The 23,023-nt window shown below is 57.1% G+C and carries 24 protein-coding genes and 1 pseudogene; 12 read left to right on the top strand and 13 right to left on the bottom strand.

Translation table 11 applies throughout. The features are described 5' to 3' along the window. From ACR0KS_RS05010 to ACR0KS_RS05000, 3 genes are all read right to left on the bottom strand, one after another. Positions 1–223 (bottom strand): (2Fe-2S)-binding protein (locus tag ACR0KS_RS05010; RefSeq protein ID WP_480693135.1); only part of this gene is annotated, 223 nt, incomplete at its 3' end. A gap of 111 nt (positions 224–334) precedes the next feature. Further along, positions 335–1,336 (bottom strand): molybdopterin-binding protein, encoded by a 1,002-nt coding sequence (locus ACR0KS_RS05005; protein WP_170563245.1) that lies wholly within the window; start codon positions 1,334–1,336, stop codon positions 335–337. Further along, a complete protein-coding gene (locus ACR0KS_RS05000; protein WP_170563242.1) occupies positions 1,333–2,301 on the bottom strand; it encodes an XdhC family protein in 969 nt (322 codons plus the stop codon). Before ACR0KS_RS05000 ends, ACR0KS_RS05005 begins: the two co-directional genes overlap by 4 nt. A 247-nt stretch (positions 2,302–2,548) precedes the next feature. Here ACR0KS_RS05000 and ACR0KS_RS04995 point away from each other — a divergent pair, with 247 nt between their 5' ends. Further along, a complete protein-coding gene (locus tag ACR0KS_RS04995) occupies positions 2,549–3,049 on the top strand; it encodes a hypothetical protein (protein ID WP_170384151.1) in 501 nt (166 codons plus the stop codon). A gap of 3 nt (positions 3,050–3,052) precedes the next feature. On the opposite strand, the gene ACR0KS_RS04990 is transcribed toward ACR0KS_RS04995, so the two are convergent. Next, positions 3,053–4,309 (bottom strand): vWA domain-containing protein, encoded by a 1,257-nt coding sequence (locus ACR0KS_RS04990; RefSeq protein WP_170482092.1) that lies wholly within the window; start codon positions 4,307–4,309, stop codon positions 3,053–3,055. Positions 4,310–4,367: 58 nt separating this feature from the next. Then, positions 4,368–5,276 carry an AAA family ATPase gene (locus ACR0KS_RS04985; RefSeq protein ID WP_170563239.1) on the bottom strand — a complete coding sequence of 303 codons (909 nt, stop codon included), beginning with the start codon at positions 5,274–5,276 and terminating at the stop codon, positions 4,368–4,370. Positions 5,277–5,429: 153 nt separating this feature from the next. On the opposite strand from ACR0KS_RS04985, the gene pyrC reads away from it, so the two are divergent. Next, positions 5,430–6,467, top strand: coding sequence for a dihydroorotase (gene pyrC / locus ACR0KS_RS04980; protein WP_170563236.1), 1,038 nt, complete (start codon positions 5,430–5,432; stop codon positions 6,465–6,467). Here pyrC and ACR0KS_RS04975 read toward each other — a convergent pair. After that, complete coding sequence (locus ACR0KS_RS04975; protein WP_170563233.1) at positions 6,464–7,759, bottom strand: MmgE/PrpD family protein; 1,296 nt, start codon at positions 7,757–7,759, stop codon at positions 6,464–6,466. The two genes, pyrC and ACR0KS_RS04975, sit on opposite strands and share 4 nt — an antisense overlap. Positions 7,760–7,797: 38 nt before the next feature. Next, entirely contained in the window at positions 7,798–8,244 is a 447-nt protein-coding gene (locus tag ACR0KS_RS04970; RefSeq protein ID WP_170384141.1) for a type II toxin-antitoxin system RatA family toxin, read from the bottom strand. Between the two features lie 73 nt (positions 8,245–8,317). On the opposite strand from ACR0KS_RS04970, the gene hpt reads away from it, so the two are divergent. The 3 genes from hpt (at position 8,318) to ACR0KS_RS04955 (ending at position 9,490) form a co-directional block, all read left to right on the top strand. Beyond that, complete coding sequence (hpt, locus tag ACR0KS_RS04965) at positions 8,318–8,863, top strand: hypoxanthine phosphoribosyltransferase (RefSeq protein WP_170384139.1); 546 nt, start codon at positions 8,318–8,320, stop codon at positions 8,861–8,863. Between the two features lie 6 nt (positions 8,864–8,869). Next, entirely contained in the window at positions 8,870–9,046 is a 177-nt protein-coding gene (locus ACR0KS_RS04960) for a hypothetical protein (RefSeq protein ID WP_170563231.1), read from the top strand. Positions 9,047–9,130: 84 nt separating this feature from the next. Continuing rightward, positions 9,131–9,490, top strand: a complete 360-nt coding sequence (locus ACR0KS_RS04955) for a hypothetical protein (protein ID WP_170384135.1) — start codon at positions 9,131–9,133, stop codon at positions 9,488–9,490. Positions 9,491–9,494: 4 nt separating this feature from the next. Here ACR0KS_RS04955 and ACR0KS_RS04950 read toward each other — a convergent pair whose 3' ends face one another. Further along, the gene (locus ACR0KS_RS04950; RefSeq protein ID WP_170563228.1) at positions 9,495–10,637 is read right to left on the bottom strand and encodes an amidohydrolase; all 1,143 of its coding nucleotides are present in this window, start codon (positions 10,635–10,637) and stop codon (positions 9,495–9,497) included. Beyond that, the gene (gene lipA / locus ACR0KS_RS04945) at positions 10,634–11,584 is read right to left on the bottom strand and encodes a lipoyl synthase (protein ID WP_170417477.1); all 951 of its coding nucleotides are present in this window, start codon (positions 11,582–11,584) and stop codon (positions 10,634–10,636) included. Before lipA ends, ACR0KS_RS04950 begins: the two co-directional genes overlap by 4 nt. A gap of 262 nt (positions 11,585–11,846) precedes the next feature. Here lipA and ACR0KS_RS04940 point away from each other — a divergent pair, with 262 nt between their 5' ends. Continuing rightward, positions 11,847–12,395, top strand: coding sequence for a peroxiredoxin (locus ACR0KS_RS04940; protein WP_170384129.1), 549 nt, complete (start codon positions 11,847–11,849; stop codon positions 12,393–12,395). Positions 12,396–12,441: 46 nt separating this feature from the next. On the opposite strand, the gene ACR0KS_RS04935 is transcribed toward ACR0KS_RS04940, so the two are convergent. Both ACR0KS_RS04935 and ACR0KS_RS04930 read right to left on the bottom strand, forming a co-directional pair. Continuing rightward, positions 12,442–13,365, bottom strand: coding sequence for a hydrogen peroxide-inducible genes activator (locus ACR0KS_RS04935; protein WP_170563225.1), 924 nt, complete (start codon positions 13,363–13,365; stop codon positions 12,442–12,444). A gap of 55 nt (positions 13,366–13,420) precedes the next feature. Continuing rightward, positions 13,421–14,519, bottom strand: a pseudogene (locus ACR0KS_RS04930) (DUF6456 domain-containing protein). Positions 14,520–14,758: 239 nt separating this feature from the next. Here ACR0KS_RS04930 and ACR0KS_RS04925 point away from each other — a divergent pair. Then, positions 14,759–15,058: a DUF6477 family protein gene (locus tag ACR0KS_RS04925; protein ID WP_170417467.1), complete on the top strand. Its 300-nt coding sequence runs from the start codon at positions 14,759–14,761 to the stop codon at positions 15,056–15,058. Position 15,059: 1 nt separating this feature from the next. Here ACR0KS_RS04925 and ACR0KS_RS04920 read toward each other — a convergent pair whose 3' ends face one another. Both ACR0KS_RS04920 and ACR0KS_RS04915 read right to left on the bottom strand, forming a co-directional pair. Next, positions 15,060–16,604 (bottom strand): trimethylamine methyltransferase family protein, encoded by a 1,545-nt coding sequence (locus ACR0KS_RS04920; RefSeq protein ID WP_170482130.1) that lies wholly within the window; start codon positions 16,602–16,604, stop codon positions 15,060–15,062. A gap of 133 nt (positions 16,605–16,737) precedes the next feature. Continuing rightward, positions 16,738–17,178, bottom strand: coding sequence for a GNAT family N-acetyltransferase (locus tag ACR0KS_RS04915; protein ID WP_170563222.1), 441 nt, complete (start codon positions 17,176–17,178; stop codon positions 16,738–16,740). A gap of 91 nt (positions 17,179–17,269) precedes the next feature. On the opposite strand from ACR0KS_RS04915, the gene guaA reads away from it, so the two are divergent. From guaA to ACR0KS_RS04890, 5 genes are all read left to right on the top strand, one after another. Further along, a complete protein-coding gene (gene guaA, locus ACR0KS_RS04910) occupies positions 17,270–18,829 on the top strand; it encodes a glutamine-hydrolyzing GMP synthase (protein WP_170563219.1) in 1,560 nt (519 codons plus the stop codon). Between the two features lie 94 nt (positions 18,830–18,923). Continuing rightward, the gene (locus ACR0KS_RS04905; protein ID WP_170563216.1) at positions 18,924–19,829 is read left to right on the top strand and encodes a DMT family transporter; all 906 of its coding nucleotides are present in this window, start codon (positions 18,924–18,926) and stop codon (positions 19,827–19,829) included. Positions 19,830–19,951: 122 nt separating this feature from the next. After that, a complete protein-coding gene (locus ACR0KS_RS04900) occupies positions 19,952–21,079 on the top strand; it encodes a porin family protein (RefSeq protein ID WP_170563213.1) in 1,128 nt (375 codons plus the stop codon). A 98-nt stretch (positions 21,080–21,177) separates the two neighbouring features. Next, entirely contained in the window at positions 21,178–22,074 is an 897-nt protein-coding gene (locus ACR0KS_RS04895; RefSeq protein ID WP_170563210.1) for a DMT family transporter, read from the top strand. 49 nt (positions 22,075–22,123) lie between these two features. Beyond that, positions 22,124–22,996 carry an ATPase gene (locus ACR0KS_RS04890; RefSeq protein ID WP_170563207.1) on the top strand — a complete coding sequence of 291 codons (873 nt, stop codon included), beginning with the start codon at positions 22,124–22,126 and terminating at the stop codon, positions 22,994–22,996. Positions 22,997–23,023: the final 27 nt, after the last annotated feature.

Below are 23,023 nucleotides of genomic sequence, written 5' to 3'. Positions count from 1 at the left end.
TCGTACCGACATCAGCCCCATCCGCCTCGAGCGCAAGCATGTTGCACGACTTCACAGCCTGACCATCCACATGCACAACACACGCCCCACACTGCGCCGTGTCACACCCAACATGCGTCCCCGTCATCCCCAAATGATCACGCAAAAAACCAGACAATAACGTCCGACCCTCAACCTCACCGCTCACAGCAACGCCGTTCACAGTCATCGAGACCTGTGTCATGAAATCCTCCCATTTCGTGTTTTCCCTTAGCCAGAGTTAAACACGGGGATTTTCATTTGAGAACAAAAAACTGCGATTGTTCCACCGCTTGGCGAATTGCGGGAAAGAACTTTATCGCTTTCGTGAAGATCTTGGTTGTGGCCGCGTCGGAATTTCCTTGAGCAAGCCGCCCACGCCCATCCCGGCAATATCAATACCCGTTGTCTCGACCCCGCACGCCACGCGTGACAGAACCCAGTCGGCCCCGTTCAAAGCAGGAGAGCGTGCACATCCCGGCAACCCGATCACTGGCCGGGAGTGCAACGACCCTAATAACAACAGATTTCCGGGATCAACAGGCATGCCAAAACGATCAACCTGCCCTCCGGCTGCGCGAACCGCTTGGGGTGCAACATCATATGCGTCAGATGTTGCAGAGCCGGTCAGAATCATCACCAGATCACCCGACATTGCCGCAATCGCTTCGGCCAAAGGCTCGGGCTTATGCGGGACAATGCGTACGTCGGTCATCTCCATCCCCAAGGCTTCGACCCGGTTTCGGATCGCCGCTATGCCCTTTTCGTTGGACGGTCCGCCAGGAATATCGGTCACCACAAGCCCTGCTGTTTTCAGCGTCGGCGGGACCAACTGAATTGAAGCAGTGGCAAGACGGGAGGCGTGCAGCACATCGTCCCCCGGAACGGCATAGGAGATGACCTTAATCGTCGCGACCATCCCGCCTTCGGTCATCTGCTGATACTGCGGAACAGTCGCCACGGTGATCATCGGATTGACCCGATTGAATTCCTCAAGCGCGTCGACATCAAGAACGACAACGCCCGGCCCATCGGCAAGCAGGTTCACTCGGCCGGTGAAGGGCGGCGTCACGCGCAGCCCGGCGGCCTTGGGGTCCGGTGCAAGCGCGTCCGCCAGCATCCGCGCGGCGTCGTCTTCATGGCAGTCGCCGGGTTCCAGCCGCGCAACCGTTACCGAAGTGTGACCCGAGGCCGCCAACTGATCGAGATGTTCAGACGCAAGCACAATACCCTTACGCAGTTTGCCCTCGCCGACCTGAACCGAGTGGGCCAGAATTGCACCGTTTGCATCGGCTACGGGAACGGGTCCGAACTTCACGCTTTACCTCTTAGAACAGCGGTCATCTGAGCCAGAATTGCCACGGCAATCTCTGACGGGTCTGCCGCGCCGATGTCCAGACCGATCGGGCCGTGAATTCGGCCGATCTGGGCTTCGGTGAAACCAGCCTCGGTCAGTCGGGCGACACGTTTCGCGTGTGTTCGGGTGGACCCCAAAGCACCAATGTAGAACACGCCGGCCCGAAGCGCTGACTCAAGCGCCGGATCGTCCAACTTGGGGTCATGGGTCAGCAAAACGACGGCGGTGCGCGAATCCAATCCGAGTTTGGCAACGGCTTCATCCGGCCAGTCGGTTAGAATGGTTTCTCCTGGGAAGCGCGCATTTGAGGCGAAAGCATCCCGTGGGTCGATGATTGCCGGATCATATCCCGCGATCCGTGCCATAGGCACCAGCGCCTGAGCGATATGCACCGCCCCAACAATGATTAACCGCAGCGGGGGGTTGTGAACCGCTACAAATGTCTTTCCGTCTTCCTCAAAGCCTGATCGATCCATACGCAGGCGCTGAGGATAGGCGTCGCGACGCAAGGCCCGGTGCCCTGTTTCCACGTTGACCTCGTAAACCAACGGCTCTCGGGCAGCGCGAGCTTCTACCAACTCCTGCAACATAGAGTCTGAAAGCACGCTGCCGATTGGTTCAACCAGAACCCGGATCGTGCCCCCACAGGCGAGCCCCACAGCAAATGCGTCTTCGTCACTGACACCGAATTCCAGAAGTCGCGCCTCTTTTTCTTCAATGGCTTCTAATGCTTCAACGATGACCGCGCCTTCGACACACCCGCCCGAGACTGATCCTTCGATCTGACCGTCCCCGCCTATCACAAGTTGCGCTCCAACCCGGCGCGGAGCACTGCCCCAAGTTTCGACGACAGTGGCAAGAGCAGCGGATTTACCTTCCTTGTACCAGCGCAATGCCGTCTCTGGGCTGTTGTCGAATCTGTCCATTGCACCCTCCCGGCGAGTTCACAATCAACATAGGCAGGTTTGGCGCAATGAAAAGTAAGCCTAAAGGCCAATATCATCACAGCCCCGCCGCACCTTCCGAACAGGAAATGAACTTCGGCACAAAAAGGCTCAGTTCAAGACAACTCATTCAAATCGTTGATTGTCACGGGATCACGTTCTAGCGTGTGCCTACCGTTGGATTGCTCTGACGGGCACCGAACCAATTTTTCACAACGGAGACAAAGAGTTGAAACGCATTTTTACACTGGGAATTGCCGTTGGTCTTCTCACTTCAACCATAGCGTCTGCTGACACGTTCCTGCGTTATGGCGAGGTCGAGGGATGGAAAGTATTCATCGACCAAGACAAAAAGACCTGCCTGATCGAAGCCGTTGATGATGCCGAAAACGTCGTGCAGATGGGACTGACCGAAGATCGCGCCGTTGGGTACGTGGGTGTCTTCACCAAAGAGGAAACGGACATCAAGCGCGGCGATACCGAGGCCGTTGCGATTCTGCTGGGTGAGAACCTCTATGTTGGCGAAGCGACTGGCATGAAGGGTAACATTACCAAGGGCTATTCGGGTGGATATGTCCTTTCGGACGATCCTCAATTTGCCGATGACATTGCCAAGCAAAAGGTCATGGTCGTCTTTCCTGAGAAAGAGTTTGCGTTCACCGTTGATCTGACGGGCACCTACAAGGCAATGGAAATGGCGCGTAAGTGCAACGAAGAGCAGCTGAGCTGATTTTCAATCCGAAAGCGCGGTCAACAACCGCGCTTTCTCACCCACGTCATCAGGTTTTGAGATGACAGAGGCCAAATCCTCTAGCGAAGCAATAGAATGGCCTGCCCTAAAGCTGTCAACATGCGGAAGCATCGCAGCAACACCCTGCGCTTTCGGCGCGAATCCATCCCAGCGCAGCAATGGGTTGAGCCAGATCAGGCGCCTGGCCGAAAGGTGCAGACGTTCCATTTCCTTCGCCAATGCTTCGGGTTCTCCGCGATCCAACCCGTCGGAAATCAAAAGCACGACCGCGCCCTGCCCCATAACTCGGCGAGACCAATCGCGATTGAAGGCGTGAAGGCAATCGCCGATGCGCGTTCCCCCTTCCCAATCCTGCGCTTCGGCCCCGGCTGCGGCCAGAGCCGCATCCACATCGCGTTGTTGCAAGTGTCGTGTGATGTTGGTCAGTCGAGTTCCAAAGGTAAACGCGTGAACCTTGGCCCAGCCTGCCCCTTTTGCGTTTGAAACCGTATGAAGGAAATGCAGAATAATCCTGCTGTATTGGCTCATAGACCCCGAAATATCGCAAAGCACAACAAGATTGGGCCAGCGCGGTTTCGGTTTGAGATGCGCAATATCTCGCAACTCACCACCTTGCCGCATTGCTGCGCGCAATGTTCGTGCGCGGTCGATGCGTTGCCCCAGATGGTTTGACTGACCCCGGCGCGATTCAATGGGCTTCACCGGAAGCGTCAGGCGCGACAGAATCCGTTTTGCCTGAGCGATCTCGGCTGTGCTCATCTGTTCAAAGTCCAGACTACGCAACCGTTCTTCGGAAGACGCGGTTTGCGAGGCATCAATTTCAAGTTCCGTTTCTTCTTCTGAATCCGACGCCTCGGGCAGGTCGCGCTCTACTCCATCCAGCAACGCCTCGGCCGCACGTTTTTCACCCGCGTCGGCTTTGCGTTCTTCTTGAACGCCGCGCACAGCAGGGAGCATCATGGCCATCATGTGCTCCATGTAACGCGGATCGCGCCAGTACATGCGAAAGACCTGAGCGAAGACGGTGCGGTGTTCTGGCCGATTCACGAAACAGGCGTGCAGGGTCCAATAGAAATCCTGTTTCTCGGAAAATCCGGCGGCCTGAACAGCCCGGATGGCATCAACAACGCGTCCTGTGCCGATGGGCAAGCCTGCCTTTCGCAACGCCCGCGCAAAATGTGTAATGTTCTGCGCCAGCTTGGGGTTTTCGGGGATATCCAGCGGGAGTTGTTCTACCATCAGACGTCATGGGGGCTCTGCCCCCATACCCCCGAAGTGTTTTTGAACAGAAGAAGCATCAGGCCGGTTCAAGCGTGGCTTTGGCTTCGTCCAGAATACGTTTTGCTTCGGAGCCTTGCAGCTTCTGGATGTCATCCTGGTATTTCAGGATCGCGCCCAATGTGTCGCCGATCACTTCGGGGCTGAGGTTGATTACGTCAAGCGCCAGCAGGCATTTGGCCCAGTCGATTGTCTCGGCTACGCCGGGCTTCTTGAAGAGGTCTTCAGTGCGCAAGTGCTGGACGAAGGCTACAACCTCACGGCTAAGCGCTTCGGCTGCTTCGGGCGCGCGGGCGTGGAGGATTTCGATTTCTCGGTCGAAGTCAGGGTAGTCGACCCAATGGTAGAGGCAGCGGCGTTTGAGCGCGTCGTGCACTTCGCGCGTGCGGTTTGAGGTGACGATGACAATGGGTGGCTCGGGCGCTTTGACGGTGCCAAGTTCGGGAATCGTGACCTGAAAATCGCTAAGAGCTTCGAGCAGGAAGGCCTCGAACGGCTCATCCGTGCGATCGAGTTCGTCTATCAACAGGACCGGTGCACCGTGTTCATCCGGGCGCATGGCCTGCAATAAAGGTCGTTCAATCAGGTAGTCGTCCGAGAAAAGCTCGGTCTGCAGCGCGCCTCGGTCTGCGCCGCCCGACGCCTCGGCCGTTCGGATCGCCACCATCTGCGCGGGGAAGTTCCACTCGTAAACGGCAGAAGACGCATCTAACCCTTCGTAGCATTGCAAGCGGATCAGGCGGCGGTTCAGACCGGCCGCCAGTGCCTTGGCAATCTCGGTTTTGCCGACACCGGCCTCGCCCTCAAGAAACAGAGGGCGGCCCAGTTTCAGCGACAGGAAGACGACCGTGGCCAAGGCCCGTCCGCAGACGTAACCCTGTTCGCCCAGCATGGTCTGAACGGCGTCGATGGAATTTGGCTGCGTCATGACATTCTCCCCTTCGGCACAAGAGGTCACGACGGCGCGTGCGCGTCAAGACCGAGAGGTTTCCGGCGGCTTACGACGTTCCGACAAGTTGACAGGGTGCCGCGCGCCATTCGGGGCTTTTCACCTTGGTGCGCGCTGTGATAGCCGGGGGCCATGACCGATACCCTGACGATCCGCCGCCCCGACGACTGGCATCTGCACCTGCGCGATGGCGCAATGCTGGAGGCCGTCCTGCCCGAAACCGCGCGCCATTTTGCGCGTGCGATCATCATGCCGAACCTTGTGCCGCCCGTCGTTCGTGGCGAGCAGGCAGCCGCTTATCGCGACCGTATTTTGGCTGCCCTGCCCGATGGGATGACGTTCGAGCCGTTGATGACCCTGTATCTGACCGAAGATACAGACCCCGAGGATGTCGCCGCAGCCCATGCCAGCGGGCTGATCAAGGCGGTCAAGCTGTACCCGGCGGGGGCCACGACCAATTCGGCCTCGGGCGTGCGGGATTTCGACAAGGTGCGCCCGGTGCTGGAGAAGATGGCCGAGATCGGCCTGCCCATGTGTGTGCATGGCGAGGTCACGGATGCGGATATCGACATTTTCGACCGCGAGGCGGTGTTCATCGACCGCGTACTGGACCCGATCCGCAAAGCCACGCCCGGCCTGCGCGTTGTGATGGAGCATATCACCACCGCGAACGGTGTGGACTATGTCAAAGCCAATGACGTCGATCTGGGCGCGACGATCACCGCGCATCACCTGATCATCAACCGCAACCATATTCTGGTTGGTGGGATCAAGCCGCATTACTACTGCCTGCCCGTCGCCAAGCGCGAGGAACACCGGCTGGCGCTACTGGCCGCCGCGACCTCGGGCGACGCGCGGTTCTTCCTTGGAACTGACAGCGCGCCGCATACGGATGCGAACAAGGAAATGGCCTGTGGCTGCGCCGGGTGTTTCACCGCGACGAACACCATGTCGCTGGTGGCCGAGATGTTCGACCGCGAAGGCGCGCTGGACAAGCTGGAAGGGTTTACCTCGCTCAACGGCCCCGGTTTCTATGGCCTACCGGTGAATGAAGGCACGATCACTCTGACCAAGGGCGAACCGGTCGTGTATCCCGACAAGATTGAATCCGGTGACGGCCCCGTCACGGTGTTCGACCCCGGATTTCCGCTGCACTGGCGCGTGGCCTAACCCGCCAGCAGTTTTGCCAGATCGCGGGCGCGGCCTCCGGTGCGCAGCATCGACCAGATCGCGTCCGCCTCATCGCCTCCGATCAGTTTGGCGGCCTTGCCGCGCACCCGGTCCTCTCGCTCGGCCAAGGGCAGCGTGGCCAAAAGGTCATGGCTTGCCTCCTTGCTTATCCCGTCGCGGCGCAGAAGGGTCAGGTGGGCTTGGGTTTCGGATAGCGTCTCATCTGCCTCTACGGTCACGCGGTCACGCAACGAAAGCAAACGCGGATCGGCGCATGTTTTTTCGGAATAGCTGGCAGGCAACGCAGTGTCATATCCCAGCGCCTGCATCGCAATCACGGTCCGATAGGAAAACTTGGCCCCCAACCCCGTCGTAGGCGACATCTGATTGCACACACTCATCCAGCGGGGATGAGTCCTGACCTTGATCTCGGCCACTTCCGGTTCCGCTATATCCAGTTCCAAGGCGGCCTCAAGTGCCGCATGTAGGCCGTGGCAACAGGCATGAAACTTGTGGCTGACTGTATCGAACAGCCATTCTTCGCCCAATCCCGCCGAAGCCGCGCCGACATCGGACTGACCTTTATGCGTTGTGCCGAAGCCAAACGGCCCTTCCAGGGCATCCAAACTGGGTTCAAACCCCTTGGCGACCAGCAACGCGGCCTCGACGCCTGCCGATGCTCCAAGCCCGGCATTATAGGGTTTGCCCATCGTTCCAAACTGGGCTTTCAGACCTGCTGCCCGGGTGGATGTCAGACCCAGAACTTTGCACATCTCTTCAACGTTGAAACCAAGCACCCGGCCCGCTGCAACCGCCGCCCCGAACGCGCCGGAGGTTGCGGTTTGGTGGAACCCGGCTTGATAGTGATCCCGTCCTAGCCAAAGCCCCATCCGAATGGACAGCTCCATCCCGACCAAAGCGGATTCCAGAAAGTCTACAAGAATCCGATCATCCCATTCGCACAGCGCCAACGCCGCAGGCAGCACCGCGACCGACGGGTGCCCGATATGAGCGAAATGAGTGTCGTCGTAATCCAGAGCATGGGAAACGGTCCCGTTGGCCAATGCCGCCCCTCGCAGGGGTGCGCGGCCACCACCAAACAGATGCGCCTGCCCCGTGCCGCCTTCGTCCAGAACCAGATCGCGAACTGTCACGGACACGGGTTCGCCGGCACCCGCACGACCGACGGCCATCCAATCAAGTACCGAAAGGGACGTCACGATGCGCGTCTGAGACGAAGTCGAAATTGGGCCGGATGCAAACTCGGCCAGAGCTGAGGTGAAATCGGTCATGAGGCGCAGTCTAGCGTGCGCCCATCGCGGGTAAAGACTTAGGCGTATAAATCGGCGGCCCGGCTCTCGAACGCCTGAACGATCCTGTGCATCGCCTCGTTGAAGACAACACCAATGATGCCCTGAAGAATGGCGTTCTTGAACTCAAAATCGACGTGGAACGAAATATTGCACCCACCGTCGGGTGCCTCCTGAAAATGCCAGTCGGACTTCATGTATTTGAACGGTCCGTCCAGATATTCGGTGTCGATTTTTCGCTGTTCAGCATGCAGCGTTACCCGACTGCCAAAGCGTTCGCGGAAGACCTTGAATGAGATCACAAGATCGGCCTCAAGCACCTGCGCCTCACCCGCGGCATAGGTGCGACGGATACGGGCCGCAGCGCACCACGGCAGGAACTGAGGATACTTGGCCACATCCGCGACAAGGTCATACATCTGCTGAGCCGTATATGGCAGGTGACGTGTCTCGGAATGTGTAGGCATGGCGTTCCGGTATTTACAGGTGACAATGGCGCGTCATGTCGTATGTTGCGCGCCAAAGATCAAGGGGGCAACGATGACCGACCGCGCATATGTGATAGATGAGATGATCTCGGCAAAGGCGATCGCTGCTCGGATCGAGGAACTTTGCCGCGAGATTACGCAGGAATTTGACAAGACCGACAAACTCGTCGTGGTTGGACTGCTTCGCGGCAGCTTCGTTTTCATTGCCGATCTTGTTCGGGAACTGGATCTTCCGATCGAGGTGGATTTTCTCGAGGCGTCATCCTACGGAGATTCGATGGAAAGCAGCCGGGAAGTTCGCATTCTCAAGGACTTGCGGGGCGCTATCGAGGGGCGCGATGTGCTGGTCGTAGAAGACATCGTTGATACCGGTCACACGTTGAACCATGTCACCAAACTCTTGAACAGCCGTAAGCCTAGCCGGTTGAAATCCATCGCATTGCTGGACAAACCCAGTCGGCGTGAAGTCGATTTTCGTTCAGACTGGATCGGGTTTGAAATTCCGGACGAGTTCGTTGTGGGCTATGGCATCGACTACGCTCAGCGCAACCGCAACCTGCCCTTCATCGGAAAGGTGCGTTTCGTCGAAGATGGATAACGCACCATGAACCCTCGGCATCTGCTGCGCATGTCTCAATGGGCGCGAAACCCGCCGTCCGAGCGGCGGGTCAAGTTGGTGTTTGGCGCAATCCTCATAGCTCTGGCAATCGGCGGAATTGAATACATGGGGTGGTGGCCAGAATGGGGACGACTGGAACCCGCACGGTCCCCAATGCGCTAGCGCACCAAATTCAGCAAATGGAATATCAATAGACAAACGATATTCGATCAGACTACCTTCCAATGAATTGGGAGGAGTTCGTTCATGAAGTTTTTTTCAACCAGCGTTCTAATTGCATTTGCTGTTGCGGCCTCGGCAGGAATAGCAGACGCAAAAGACAACAAGGCCAAAGGCAAAGGTGCTGACAAGGTCAAGGTGGAAAAGCCGCTAAAATCGAACAAGGGCGTTGGTGTCCCGCCAGGTCAGGTCAAGCGCTATACACGCGGCAATAAACTGCCCGATGATCTTGATTTTGACTACCTGGACGATCTCGATGGCTGGAACCTCAAGCCTCTGCCACCCGGTCAACGCTATGTCCGGATAGACGATGAGATCGTTTCGATTTCAGACGACACTCGCACGGTTATCGAAGCCGTGGGCATTGTCGGGGATCTGGTGAAGTAGACCTTTACCCTAGCAACGACCGGATTGAATTTACGAAGATGCCCGTTCCAACGGGGATAATGGCATCCGGGAAGTCGTAATCCGGGTTGTGTAGTTGCGGGTGATCCTGACCTGCACCCAGCCAGAGCATTGCAGTTATCGCACCTTTTGAAAACTGCCCGAAGTCCTCGGAAAACTTCTGCGGGTTTTCCGTCATTTCATGCTCGACGCGACCTGCTTTACACGCAGAGGCCAAAATTGCGACTGCGTCCGCGTGGTTCACACAGGAATCGAACACATCATCGTAGAGAATCTGGCATTGAAGCCCGTCCGCCTCGGCGTGCTGCGTGGCCAGCGCCTCGGCTTCGGCCATCAACTGCTGCATTCTGACGTCAGTCACCGTGCGCAAGGTGACCCAAAGCTCGGCCTTGCCCGGAGAGACCCCAAACGTAGGCTCGCCCAAACTGGCATGGGTCACAGTGGTCAGCGCGAAGGCATCATCTAACGCGCCTCCTGCCCCTAACTCGGCCATCTTCGGCATCAAAGCAGACAGCGCACCAGCCGGAGAAACGCCATCCTTGGGCGCCGCCGCATGAGACGTTTTGCCTGTCAGGGCAATCTTCATTCCGCGCGACGCACAGTTGGCCGCACCCGTACAAATCTGGACCTTGCCGAGGCCCAAGCCGGGCAAATTATGAAGCGAGAACACATAGTCCGGTGCAATTTTGGCAAACTGCCGATCCGCTCGAAAGGCCAACGCGCCTTTTCCGGTTTCTTCAGCCGGTTGAAAAATCAAAACCACGCGGCCCTTCTTAGGACGCGCGCGGCCGATTTCTTCGGCAACCCCAAGCACCATAGCCATATGGCCATCATGTCCGCACAGATGTCCCCGGTCAGGGACACGGGACACATAGTCCACGTCACTTTGTTCCTGAATTGGCAACCCGTCCAATTCACAGCGAACCGCAACCGTTGGTCCCGCGATCCCGCTGTCGAAAATCGCAGCGACCCCGTGCCCACCTATCCCGGCAACAACGCGGTCCGCTCCAAGCTCAGCTAGTTCCCTGGCGACCCGAGCGGCAGTGTTTTGCTCTTGCCCGGACAGTTCGGGATACTGATGAAGTTCACGACGCAGACGGACCAGCCGCGATATCGTGTCAGGGGTCACCCCCGCTCCAACATTTTTTGCCGAGCGTCCCGCAAGCGCGCAAAATCATCACCGGCGTGGTAAGACGACCGGGTCAATGGGGTTGCGGAAACCATCAGGAATCCCTTGCCATACGCCGCTTTTTCATACGAGGCGAACTCCTCCGGTGTGACGAACCGATCCACACCATGGTGTTTGGTCGTCGGCTGAAGGTATTGGCCGATAGTCAGAAAGTCGATGTCTGCGGCGCGCATGTCGTCCATGACCTGACGAACCTGCTGTTCATCCTCGCCCAGCCCGACCATGATGCCGGACTTGGTAAAGACCGACGGATCAAGCTCTTTTACACGCTGCAACAAGCGCAAAGAGTGGAAGTATCGCGCGCCGGGGCGAACCTCGGGGTAAAGGCCCGGCACTGTTTCAAGATTGTGATTGAACACATCTGGCTTGGCCTCGACCACGGTTTCAAGAACCGACGGATCGCATTTTAGAAAGTCGGGAGTCAGAATCTCGATCGTGGTCTTGGGCGAACGATGCCGAACTGCACGAATTGTCTGCGCAAAGTGGTCCGCGCCGCCATCTTCAAGGTCATCCCGATCAACAGAGGTTATGACCACATGATTTAGGCCCAGCTTTTCAACCGCGTGCGCAACACGTCCGGGCTCAAACACGTCCAATGCGTCGGGACGCCCTGTGGCGATGTTGCAGAACGTGCAACCCCGGGTACAGATTTCGCCCATGATCATCATGGTCGCGTGACCTTGGCTCCAGCATTCGCCCACATTCGGACAGCCGGCTTCTTCGCACACGGTAACAAGGTTGTTGTCACGCATGATCTTGCGCGTGTCCGCATAGCCCTTGCCACCCGGCGCTTTGACGCGAATCCAGCTTGGCTTTTTGGGCTGCGCATTGTCCGGCTTATGCGCCTTTTCAGGGTGACGTTGTTCGGGGATCTTCAGATCACGCACGGCTGGCTTTCCTGACTTTGGGTCAATTTGCTGTGCTCTAACATAGTACGTCTGCATGTACTATGCCACAGGGACATATCAGCCATGCAGCGCCCATATTGCGGTGCAGCATTTGCTGCTTCCTTTCGCTTTTGCGCCCGGTATATGAGCATTATTTCAGTGACCTACCGTCATTTGCCATCGCAGCAATTCGAGCGTTGAAGCCAGTTTAGAACTGTTTTAAACAGCGCTAAAACCCACCTTGAATCACAGGAGCTTGTTTATGAAAACCGGCGCGACACTACCTGCTGTCACCTTTCACACCCGCGTGCGCGATGAGGCCATCGAAGGCCCAAACCCGTTCCGCTGGGAAGACAAAACCACCGCGGACTACTTTGCGGGTAAGCGGGTTATCCTATTTTCACTGCCGGGTGCATTCACGCCGACATGCTCTACCTATCAGTTGCCGGGCTTTGAGAACGGTCACGCGGATTTCGCCGCGAAGGGTATCGACGAGATTTACTGCATGTCGGTCAATGACAGCTTTGTCATGAACAAATGGGCTCAGGATCAGGGCCTGAAGAATGTCAAAGTCATCCCCGATGGCTCCGGTGAATTCACCCGGAAAATGGGTATGCTGGTTGACAAGGACAACCTTGGATTCGGAATGCGGTCCTGGCGCTACGCTGCCATCGTAAATGACGGCGTCGTCGAAGCGTGGTTTGAAGAACCCGGTCTGATGGACAACTGCCCCGAAGACCCCTACGGCGTTTCGTCGCCGGAGAACCTGATGAAGCATCTGGACGAAGCCAAAGAGCCTGAGCTGGCTTAAACTGCTCTGAATGAGTGACACTAAGACCCGCCTTTGGCGGGTCTTTTCATGTTCTGGTCGCGTTGACGATATCCTCTCCCACGAGTCGGATGACTTCGGCCAAGCTGTCAAACCAAGCCTCCTGCCCCGTCGATTCGCGGCGCACCAATCCAATCGTGCGGTAAGGTTGCGGAGCGCCGAAACGCTGCAACTTCAAACCCGGCACAGCTTCGGCTTCTGCACGAGCTGCAAGTTCCGGCATCAATGTCAGACCGAACCCTTCGGCCACCAGACGGGACAAGGTTGCCAATGAAGACGCGCCCATGTTGATAAGCCCACTGCTTCTATCCTGACCGCACACCTCCAACGCTTGATCCGTCAGGCAGTGACCGTCATCTAGCAGCATGAGCTGTGTGGCCCTTAGGTCTATGGGGCGCAGTGCTTCTGGGTCGTTCGGCATCGACTGCAACCGTCCTGCGCTGCCTGCCAGCAGAAAGCGATCCTTGAACAAGGCCACCTCGTGAAGCTCACTGCCTCCAGACGGCAACGCCACAACGCCTGCGTCAATCTCGCCAGCTCGCAGCATGGATAGCAAACGCTCTGTTCGGGCCTCGCGGATTTGCACCTTTAGCGACACATCGGCCGTCCGCAGACCGGCCAGAACCCCCGGTAAAATGTAAGGTGCGATAGTCGGAATAATTCCTATGGACAAAGAGCGATGACCGCCTGACTGATCTCTGGCGAACTGATCCAAGCGATCGGCCGCGCCAAGAACCTGCCGTGCGTGATCCAGAACGTCGCGCCCCAGCGGGGTCAGCAGGATGTCGCGCGCCTGACGCTCGAACAAGGAACCGCCCAGCGTTTCCTCCAGCGCTTTGATCTGAACCGAAAGCGCAGGCTGAGACACATGGCAAACCTGCGCCGCCCGGCCAAAATTACGCTGCTCGGCTACGGCACAAAAATACTGCAGTTGTCTAAGGGTAAAATTCATAACCCATGACTATCACCGCGACGCGGATCTGCAACCTTTGCTCATTGAGTGACCCTCAACCGATCAGCCTGTTTTTCTCGGTCTGCTTCTCATAGTGCCTTTTGAGTCGCTGCAATGCGATCCGCAGAACTATCTTGCCCGAGCGCGCAGACCATCCCATGCGCTTTTCGGCCATCTCTAGCCCCTCCAAATAGCAACAGCACCGCAGCGCGACGTCACTTAAACCGGGTCCGAGGTCTGAAAGCGCGCGCTCGACCCGGTCGCGGGCGTCAGACGAGCCTCGATCGGCAGAAGCGTTTTGCCCAAAGCTCCCTCTCCCACCGGCTGTTAGAAAGTGATCCCAGTTCTGAGCAACTTGCGGTCCGATTTGCGCCAGTTCAAAGTCTTCTCTCAAACGCTCTCCGGCACCGACCAACGTTTCATCCAAAAAAGGTTTGCCGTCCTTGTCCCGCCTGCGAGCCAGCCCAATAAGGGGGCTTTCTGCAGCACTGTACCGGATACGTCTTTGCCGGTTCGCGCCTGAACTGCCCTTATTTATCCCCCTCTGGCTGAAACGGAGTCTGCGCCTCGGCCATTCCAAATTCGCTTCTCGCCCGTGCCCGATTTTCTGCTTCGGCAACAAGCTGGCTAAACGCCGTTCGCCCTGAAGTCGAAATTCTATATCTGGAAATCCGCCCGGGATTGTCGCAGGAAATCCAGTCTTTCAAAGCCAGAGCCTGCGCGATCTCGCAATCCACAACAGCGGTTCGGGTTGCAGCCTGTTCACCCGTATCCCGCACGACCACTGCCTTGTCCATATCCTCGGCAACGGCCAGTACGGACCCTGTTTCACAAAGACGCCGCAATACCCGCAGGGCTTCTCGGTTGAACTCGTCCTCGGCGGCGGTCTCGTCCTCCTGTGCCCCAGCAAAAAGACCGTCCTGATCCAGCGGATCGGAAAAATGCCTATCCGCCAGCGACTGAAGCGCCGCATCCACCAGCGGATCATCCCGCCGTGACTCGATGCGCCGAATTTGTCTGAGAATGGTTGAAGCATGGCACCCTGCTGACCGCGCGATGTCGCGGATCGACTGACCGGTTTCGGTATGCGCCAGATATCTCTGCGCCCCTTCGGGTACCCAAGCCGGAATGGTGAAAGCCATGTTGTTTTCCATAGTTACTTGCCCTCGTCGACAAAAAATCTGTTCCCAATCGCCCCCAATGAAATGGTTAACCAAATCTAACTAGAGTCGCTTTCGTTACTCGTTCGTTAACGGATGGAGACAAGAACTAGATTTGTTTCAAAATCATAAACACTCATGAAGTCAGAGTTCGGCGAGAGGGTGATTGAAGCAACACCCGCTTAGGTTGTGTGACAAACAAAGGGACTGCCACACAGACTAGGAACTTCTGAATGCAAGACCTGATGACCATGATCGCAACCCTTCGCCGCCCACGCCTATTGGCCCGCGCAGCAAAACATGGCGCACAGGATTATGATCGTGAACGTCACTTACAACGCATACTGGGGTATGGATCACTGCCGGGGACAGGTGCGGCGCTGATGCGACTGATAGAAATGGAAAAGGAGGTGAACGCGCAACGGACTGCCGAAGACGCCGCCTATTCTCTGGTTCGGCACCTGGATATTCTGATCGCGTTGCTGGGCGAGGCGCAACTGTTCAAAGCCAGCCGCGCCTCACAATATCAATGACTTAGCTGAAGGCGTCCGGCATGGATGCCTTTTTCTTTTCAATGTACTCATTCAGAGCAGCATTGATCGCAGGGTCGAGTTGGGGCTGTTGGTAATTGGCCAGCAAATGCTCGACCCGCGACGTCGCCAGTTGACGCGTGTCGCGGCCGCCTTCGTCTTCCCATGTCTCGAACGGCTTATAGTCCAGAACTTCGCTTTTCCAGAAGGCTTCCTTGAAGTTGGCCTGCGTGTGAGCGCATCCCAGATAGTGACCACCCGGGCCAACCTCGCGGATCGCGTCCATCGCCTGTGCGTTTTCGTCATAGGCTACGCCCTTGGCCAGCCCGTGCAGCACGCCAAGCTGATCGGCATCCATGACGAACTTTTCAAAGTCGGCCACCAGACCACCTTCCAGCCAGCCGCAGGAATGCAGCATGAAGTTCACACCGGCCATCAGACCCATGTTCAGCGAGTTCGCGGTCTCATACGCGGCCTGCGCATCAGGTAGTTTCGAGCCGCAGAACGACCCCGCCGAACGGAACGGCAAGTTCAGACGACGCGCCAACTGGCCCGCGCCATAGGTGACCATCGACGCCTCGGGCGTCCCAAAGGTCGGCGCGCCCGAGTTCATGTCGATCGACGACACAAACGCACCAAAGATCGCAGGTGCACCCGGACGGATGATCTGGCTATAGGCAACACCGGCCAGAACTTCGGCCAGAACCTGCGTCAGCGTCCCCGCAACCGACACCGGAGCCATCGCACCGCCTACGATAAACGGCGAGATGATGCAGGCTTGGTTGTTGGCCGCATAGACTTCGAGCGAGCCCATCATCACGTCGTCGAAGGTCATCGGCGAGTTGATGTTGGTCAGCGAGGTCATAACCGTGTTTTCCTGCACGAACTCTTTGCCGAACAGAATCTCACACATCTCAACGGAATCCTGCGCACGGCTGGGATCGGTGACCGAGCCCATGAACGGCTTGTCCGATAGGGTCATGTGCGCCATCAGCATATCCAGGTGACGCTTGTTCACCGGAATGTCCGTCGGTTCGCACACCGTACCGCCCGAATGGTGCAGCCATTTGGACATATAGGCCAGTTTCACGAACTTGTTGAAATCGTCCATTGTGGCATAGCGTCGGCCACCCTGCGCATCGCGAACGAACGGAGGTCCATAGACCGGGGCCAGAACCAGATTGCGGCCACCGATGACCACCGATTTCTCGGGGTTGCGGGCGTGCTGAGTAAACTCGCTGGGGGCGGTCTTGATCAGCTCACGCGCCAGACCACGAGGGATGCGAACACGTTCGCCATCCACATCGGCACCAGCGTCTTTCCAACGCTCCAGCGCAGCGGGGTTATCGACAAAGTTGACTCCGACCTCGGCCAGAATGGTTTCCGCGTTGGCTTCGATGATCTGCAACGCTTCTTCGTTGAGAACCTCGAAGTTCGGAATATTACGTTCGATATACTTTGCAGTTTCGATACGAACCGCGGTGCGTTCGGCTCGGCGGGCGGCGCCACCGCCACCTCTCGCCCTGCGCCGGGTATTTGCCTCTGCCATGAGAAGATCCCGTCTATTGGTTGGTTTGATGGATTTGTTACAGGAGGCAATAGGTGCAAAGCATATGGTTTACGGCGCTATAGGGGTAAAAGCGACATTTGGGCCGACGCTTTGAACAGGCCCGGCGCATCCGTTACCGAACCGGCTTTTCCATTGCCAAGCTGTTTCCTTTGGAGCTTGTGATGCCCCACCCCAAATATTGATACATGGCAACCGTTGTTTGCATCAAACGATGGGTCCGCAACCTAAGTCGTTCCACTCCCTGCGCGCGCGCTGTGTCTTCGACATGTTCCAGCAGCCTTTTTGCGACTCCCTTCCCCTGTGCGGCCGGCGAAACGGCAAGATTGAAAACCATCATCGCGTCTTCAACGACGTCATAGACAACATACCCAATAATTCCTGTGCCATCTTCGGCCACGACCGCCTCATAAGTGGCTATGTCATGGGCTACGCCACCAGTGACGTCCGGCAGGTCCGGTATTTCGCGCAACGCAGGCGCATAGGCCGCCGAAATGCACACGGTTGTCTCGTCAATATCGGCAAGGGTAGCGCGCCGTAGCATAATCTTTGACATGACATCCCCTTTCCTCACTATCCTGAGGCACAATTGCACAAATGATGTCATTGCGCTTGCACATGCAAGGCTTGCGACCTAATAGCCAACCATGACCCAGGACACTCATGACCGCCTTCTGATCATCGACTTCGGCAGCCAGGTAACGCAGCTTATCGCGCGACGCCTGCGTGAGCTGAACGTCTATTGCGAAATCCACCCCTATCAGAAAGTCACGATGGAATTTGTGCGCGAGATGGCGCCAAAGGCCGTGATCTTCTCGGGCGGGCCGGACAGTGTGACGCGCGAAGGTTCACCGCGCGCTCCGCAAGAGATTTTCGATTATGGCGTCCCGATCCTTGGCATTTGTTATGGCCAGCAGGTGATGATGCACCAGTTGGGCGGCAAAGTCGAAAGCGGCCACGGCACCGCCGAGTTCGGACGCGCCTTTGTCACTCCCAAAGGTCAGTTGGATATCCTTGACGGTTGGTTCGCCGATGGCGACGAACAGGTCTGGATGAGCCACGGTGACCACGTCAGTGAAATCGCACCTGGGTTCGAGGTGTTCGGCACCTCGCCCAACGCGCCTTTTGCAGTTACCGCCGATGCCAGCCGTCACTTCTATGCGGTTCAGTTCCACCCCGAGGTGCACCACACTCCCAAGGGCGCGAAACTGTACGAGAATTTCGTCAAACTGGCCGGGTTCAAGGGCGACTGGACCATGGGCGCCTATCGCGACGAGATGATCCGCAATATCCGCGAACAGGTGGGCGACAAAAAGGTCATCTGTGGTCTGTCCGGCGGCGTCGACAGCTCGGTCGCGGCGATCCTGATCCACGAGGCGATCGGCGATCAGCTCACCTGTGTGTTCGTAGACCACGGCCTGCTGCGCAAGAACGAGGCTGAAGAAGTCGTCGGCATGTTCCGCGACAACTACAACATTCAACTGATCCACGCGGATGAAAGCGACCTGTTCCTTGGTGAGTTGGAAGGCCAGTCCGACCCCGAGACCAAGCGCAAGATCATCGGCAAGCTGTTCATCGACGTTTTCCAGAAACACGCCGACACCATCGACGGGGCCGAGTTTCTGGCGCAGGGCACATTGTACCCCGATGTCATTGAATCAGTGTCCTTTTCCGGCGGCCCTTCGGTCACGATCAAGTCACACCACAATGTCGGCGGCCTGCCCGAAAAGATGGGCCTGAAGCTGGTCGAGCCCCTGCGCGAGTTGTTCAAGGATGAGGTCCGCGCGTTGGGTCGCGAACTGGGCCTGCCGCAGAGCTTTATCGGCCGCCACCCCTTCCCCGGTCCCGGTCTGGCGATTCGCTGTCCAGGTGAGATAACGCGCGAGAAACTGGAAATCTTGCGCGAAGCCGATGCCGTCTACATCGATCAAATCCGCAAGCACGGACTTTACGATGAAATCTGGCAGGCTTTTGTCGCCATTCTGCCTGTCCGCACCGTCGGCGTCATGGGTGATGGTCGCACCTATGACTACGCCTGTGCCTTGCGGGCCGTGACGTCAGTGGACGGAATGACGGCCGACTATTATCCGTTTAGCCACGAATTCCTTGGTGAGACCGCGACACGGATCATTAATGAGGTCAAAGGGATCAACCGATGCACCTATGACATCACATCAAAACCACCGGGAACGATCGAGTGGGAATAACAAAAAAGCCGGGGACTTCCCCGGCTTTATTATTTCGGATCAGGCAAACTTCTGTTTTCCTTAAATCCTCACCTTGGGCCTCAACAGATTTCTTATGGAAGCCAGCAGACCTCAAATCGGCAAAGCCGCACTCTGGATGACCGGGGCCATCGCCTCGTTTTCGTCGATGGCAGTTGCGGGCCGAGAACTCAGCGTATCTCATGACACGTTTGAGATCATGTTCTACCGGAGTCTTGTCGGCATACTCATCGTTTCACTTGCCCTGACAGTCACTGGCAAGTGGCACCATGTGACGACCAATCGTATCGGCCTGCACGGAGTCCGAAACGTTCTACATTTCACCGGCCAGAACCTTTGGTTCTATGCGGTATCGGTTGTTCCTTTAGCGCAGGTCTTCGCGCTTGAATTCACTCAGCCTTTTTGGGTCATTCTTCTTTCGCCGCTCTTGCTGGGTGAAAGATTGACCACAATACGCGTCATGTCCGCACTGATCGGGTTTGTCGGCATTCTCATTGTCGCCCGCCCCGGCGCGGTGCCACTGACCGGAGGCGTCATAGCCGCTGCCTTGTCTGCGGTTTTCTTCGCTCTGACGACGATTTCGACGAAAAAACTGACCCAACATGCCAGCATCGGTTGCATCATGTTCTGGCTGACGGTCATTCAAGCGATTCTGGGATTGGCGGCATCTGGAATTGACGGACAGATTGCGCTGCCCTCAGCCAAAACCGCTCCTTTTCTGTTGTTGATCGGACTAGCCGGACTGCTTGCACATTTTTGCATCACCAACGCATTGGCTATTGCCCCGGCAACAGTGGTGGTGCCTTTCGACTTTGCCAGGCTGCCGACAATCGCGATCGTCGGCATGATTCTTTACCAAGAACCGCTGGACCAATGGACGCTTCTTGGGGCAGCCGTGATCTTCTCAGGTATCTTTTTGAATGTTAGCGCCGAGAATCGTAACACAAACGCAACAGTCTCCCGACACGCTCCAAACAAGTAACGCACCGTCACCAGTTGACGATAAAGTAAACCTTAACAGAATAACGAGCACCACACACCGGGTCAGCAGCCCCTTACGGAGACGGGCACTGACCTTACAGGAGATATTTAGGGAGGGACTAAATGAGGAAAGCGCTTCTACAGGCGTGCGCTATGTGCGTTGGCGCGACGGGTGCCTATGCAGGCGGCCTTGATCGCAGTGGCCAAGGCGTGAACATTCTGTTCGAGGAAGGATCGGCCGTTCAGTTGCGTCTGGGGTATGCTTCCCCGAGCGTCAGCGGAGAGCAGTTCGGCGTCGACTCGGGCAATGTGACCAACAGCTTTTTTTCACCGGGACTAGCATACAAGCATGCGTTCAATGACAGGCTGGACTTCGCGCTGATCTATGATCAGCCGTTTGGCGCGGACGTAGAGTACGCGGCCAACTACCCGCTTTCGTTGAACCCGCTGACGCCGTTCGGCGGCCGGACCGATGTCCTGCGCGCCAAGGCTGACACGGACGCAATCTCGGCTGTGCTACGTTACAAATTCGAAGGCGGCTTTAGCGCTATTGCCGGTGTCCGGGGACAGCGTGCAAGTCTGGATGTTGCCGTGCCCGCAGCCGGTGGCTATCAAACCACGTCGGATGATGAAATCGACTTTGGCTACCTTGTCGGTGTCGCTTGGGAACGCCCCGAGATCGCCGCGCGCGTTTCGCTGGTCTACAACTCCAAGATCACTCACAATTTTGGACTGGTAGAATCCTTCAACGCTCCGCCGCCACCGGTGCCGGTACCTGTCGTTTCCCTGAACACAGAAGATGAGGTTATCACGCCCCAGTCGGTCAACCTTGACTTCCAGACCGGTGTTGCACCGAAAACCCTCGTGTTCGGTTCGATCCGCTGGGTTGACTGGCCTCAGGCAGTACTTGCACCACCAGCCTATGTCGGAATTACCGGTAGCAACCTGGTCGACTATGACGACGACACCTTCACCTACACTTTGGGCGTCGGCTATCAGTTCTCCGAGGAATTCTCGGGTGCTGTATCCGCTGGTTATGAAGCCTCGTCCGGCACACCGGTTTCCAACCTCGGCCCAACCGACGGTTTCTGGAGCATCGGCGTAGGTGGCACCTACTCTTTCGAGCAGGCTCAGCTTTCGGGCGCGATCCGCTACACCGATATCGGCGATGCCACCACCACCACCGGTGGCGAGTTTACTGGAAACTCGGCCTGGAGTGTTGGTCTGCAGCTCACATACGCGCTGAACTAAGAAGCTTTCAGGTAGTTTGAACAGGGGCCTCGCCATTTGGCGGGGCCTTTTCGCATGTTTCGGGTCGCGTTTGCCGCGTTTGAGTGAAAGACATTGGCATGGCTACTCAAAAACAACTTTCCACACAGGCATGGGCCGAACTTTTGTTGCTGGGCCTGATCTGGGGCGCATCTTTCGTTTCCATCAGGATCGCGCTGGACACTGTACCGGTGATGACCTCGGTCCTGCATCGCGTCTTCTGGGCGATGCTGGCTCTCTGGGTCGTGGTTTGGGCTAAGGGGCTAAAGGTGCCTTCTACCCCACGCATTTGGATTGCATTTGTTGTCATGGGAATACTGAACAACGCCATTCCGTTTTCTCTTATGGCATGGGGGCAGTTGTATATCGAAACGGGGCTCACCTCGATCCTGAACGCAACAACGGCATTTTTTGGCGTTCTGGTCGCGGCGATATTTTTCAAGGACGAGCAATTGACCCGTTCTCGCGCCCTTGGCGTCAGTCTGGGGTTCGTCGGAGTTGCGATCGCCATCGGAGTTCAGAGTTTCGCCAGTTTTGACCTGCAAAGCGCAGCGCAACTGGCAATCATCGCAGGCGCGATCTCATACGCCCTGGCCGGAGCTTGGGCGCGTGTCGCGTTGTCCGGCCTGCACCCGGCAGTTGCCGCAGCCGGGATGCTGACAGGATCTACGCTGTTTATCTTGCCGATAACTCTGGTCGTTGACGGTGTTCCAACGTTCGACCTGCCAGCCATTACCTGGGCAGCCATCGCCTATTACGCGCTGATTGCAACCGCAGGAGCATACCTTTTGTACTACCGCGTTTTGGCAATGGCGGGCGCGGGCAATCTGTTGCTTGTAACGCTGGTTATCCCACCTGTGGCAATCGTCCTTGGCGCAATCCTGCGCGACGAAGCGCTACAACCACAGGCATTTCTCGGCTTTGCAGTGCTCGCCGTGGGGCTATTGATCCTAAACCGAAACCGCGCACCTGATTGACGCCGCCCGCCGCCCCAATTAGCAAGGTGCTAAAAGGGGATAGCAGACGATGATCTACAGCTCGGCAAAAGATTGGCGCGAGGCAGCGCGAAAGAAAGTGCTGTTTTTCGGCATGTCGGGCCTTGGGAAAACGTATGTGTCCAATATCTTGCGGGACTCGGGTGACTGGTTTCATTACTCGATCGATTACCGCATCGGTACACGCTACATGGGCGAGTACATCACCGACAATGCCAAGGCAGAAGCGATGAAAGTCCCCTTTCTGCGGGATCTTCTTCTGTCAGACTCGATCTATATCGGCTCTAACATCTCATTTGAGAATCTTACGCCGGTCGCTGCCTATCTGGGTAAGCCTGGCAACCCGGCGCTTGGAGGGCTTGAGCTAACCGAATACCGCCGCAGACAGGAACAGTTCAGACTGGCAGAAATTCATGCTCTGCTGGACACAGAGTATTTCATCGACCGCGCCGAACGCCTGTATCAATACCCCAACTTCATCTGCGACACCGGCGGGTCAATCTGCGAATGGGTCGACCCCAACGACCCGCGCGATCAAGTCCTGTCCGAGCTTTCGCGGCAAACTTTGATGATATGGCTAAAAGGCGACGACGAGCACACCGCAGAGCTGGTCCGCCGCTTTGACAAGGCTCCCAAGCCGATGTCTTATCAGCCACAATTCCTGACTCAGGTTTGGGAGGAATATCTGGCCGAGCACGGCTGCTCGGGCTCTCAGGTGGACCCCGACGCATTTGTACGCTGGACTTACTCCCGCGCTCTTGCTCATCGTCAGCCCCGCTATCAGGCGATGGCCGACAATTGGGGGATAGCGGTCACTGCGGATGACATGCACAACGTCCGTGACGCCTCAGATTTCGACGAGTTGATCGAACGCACCCTTGAGGCCCGCCCAAACCACGCTTAATTACGGCTCTTACACTTAGTTTCCGAA

Source organism: Ruegeria sp. BC7 (assembly GCF_056539165.1).
Note: the sequence above shows the minus strand (reverse complement) of the source record. Positions and strands in the feature narration are given on the sequence as shown.

Excerpts from the sequence above, each read along its gene's own strand:
- ACR0KS_RS04970 (WP_170384141.1), bottom strand. The coding sequence starts at position 8,244 with ATGCCTACACATTCCGAGACACGTCACCTGCCATATACGGCTCAGCAG.
- ACR0KS_RS04900 (WP_170563213.1), top strand. The coding sequence starts at position 19,952 with ATGAGGAAAGCGCTTCTACAGGCGTGCGCTATGTGCGTTGGCGCGACG.
- ACR0KS_RS04975 (WP_170563233.1), bottom strand. The coding sequence starts at position 7,759 with ATGACCGATTTCACCTCAGCTCTGGCCGAGTTTGCATCCGGCCCAATT.
- ACR0KS_RS04925 (WP_170417467.1), top strand. The coding sequence starts at position 14,759 with ATGCAAGACCTGATGACCATGATCGCAACCCTTCGCCGCCCACGCCTA.
- ACR0KS_RS04895 (WP_170563210.1), top strand. The coding sequence starts at position 21,178 with ATGGCTACTCAAAAACAACTTTCCACACAGGCATGGGCCGAACTTTTG.
- ACR0KS_RS04990 (WP_170482092.1), bottom strand. The coding sequence starts at position 4,309 with ATGGTAGAACAACTCCCGCTGGATATCCCCGAAAACCCCAAGCTGGCG.
- guaA (WP_170563219.1), top strand. The coding sequence starts at position 17,270 with ATGACCCAGGACACTCATGACCGCCTTCTGATCATCGACTTCGGCAGC.
- ACR0KS_RS05000 (WP_170563242.1), bottom strand. The coding sequence starts at position 2,301 with ATGGACAGATTCGACAACAGCCCAGAGACGGCATTGCGCTGGTACAAG.
- ACR0KS_RS04955 (WP_170384135.1), top strand. The coding sequence starts at position 9,131 with ATGAAGTTTTTTTCAACCAGCGTTCTAATTGCATTTGCTGTTGCGGCC.
- ACR0KS_RS04920 (WP_170482130.1), bottom strand. The coding sequence starts at position 16,604 with ATGGCAGAGGCAAATACCCGGCGCAGGGCGAGAGGTGGCGGTGGCGCC.
- ACR0KS_RS04985 (WP_170563239.1), bottom strand. The coding sequence starts at position 5,276 with ATGACGCAGCCAAATTCCATCGACGCCGTTCAGACCATGCTGGGCGAA.
- pyrC (WP_170563236.1), top strand. The coding sequence starts at position 5,430 with ATGACCGATACCCTGACGATCCGCCGCCCCGACGACTGGCATCTGCAC.
- ACR0KS_RS04940 (WP_170384129.1), top strand. The coding sequence starts at position 11,847 with ATGAAAACCGGCGCGACACTACCTGCTGTCACCTTTCACACCCGCGTG.
- ACR0KS_RS04905 (WP_170563216.1), top strand. The coding sequence starts at position 18,924 with ATGGAAGCCAGCAGACCTCAAATCGGCAAAGCCGCACTCTGGATGACC.
- ACR0KS_RS04915 (WP_170563222.1), bottom strand. The coding sequence starts at position 17,178 with ATGTCAAAGATTATGCTACGGCGCGCTACCCTTGCCGATATTGACGAG.
- ACR0KS_RS04960 (WP_170563231.1), top strand. The coding sequence starts at position 8,870 with ATGAACCCTCGGCATCTGCTGCGCATGTCTCAATGGGCGCGAAACCCG.
- ACR0KS_RS04890 (WP_170563207.1), top strand. The coding sequence starts at position 22,124 with ATGATCTACAGCTCGGCAAAAGATTGGCGCGAGGCAGCGCGAAAGAAA.
- ACR0KS_RS04935 (WP_170563225.1), bottom strand. The coding sequence starts at position 13,365 with ATGAATTTTACCCTTAGACAACTGCAGTATTTTTGTGCCGTAGCCGAG.
- hpt (WP_170384139.1), top strand. The coding sequence starts at position 8,318 with ATGACCGACCGCGCATATGTGATAGATGAGATGATCTCGGCAAAGGCG.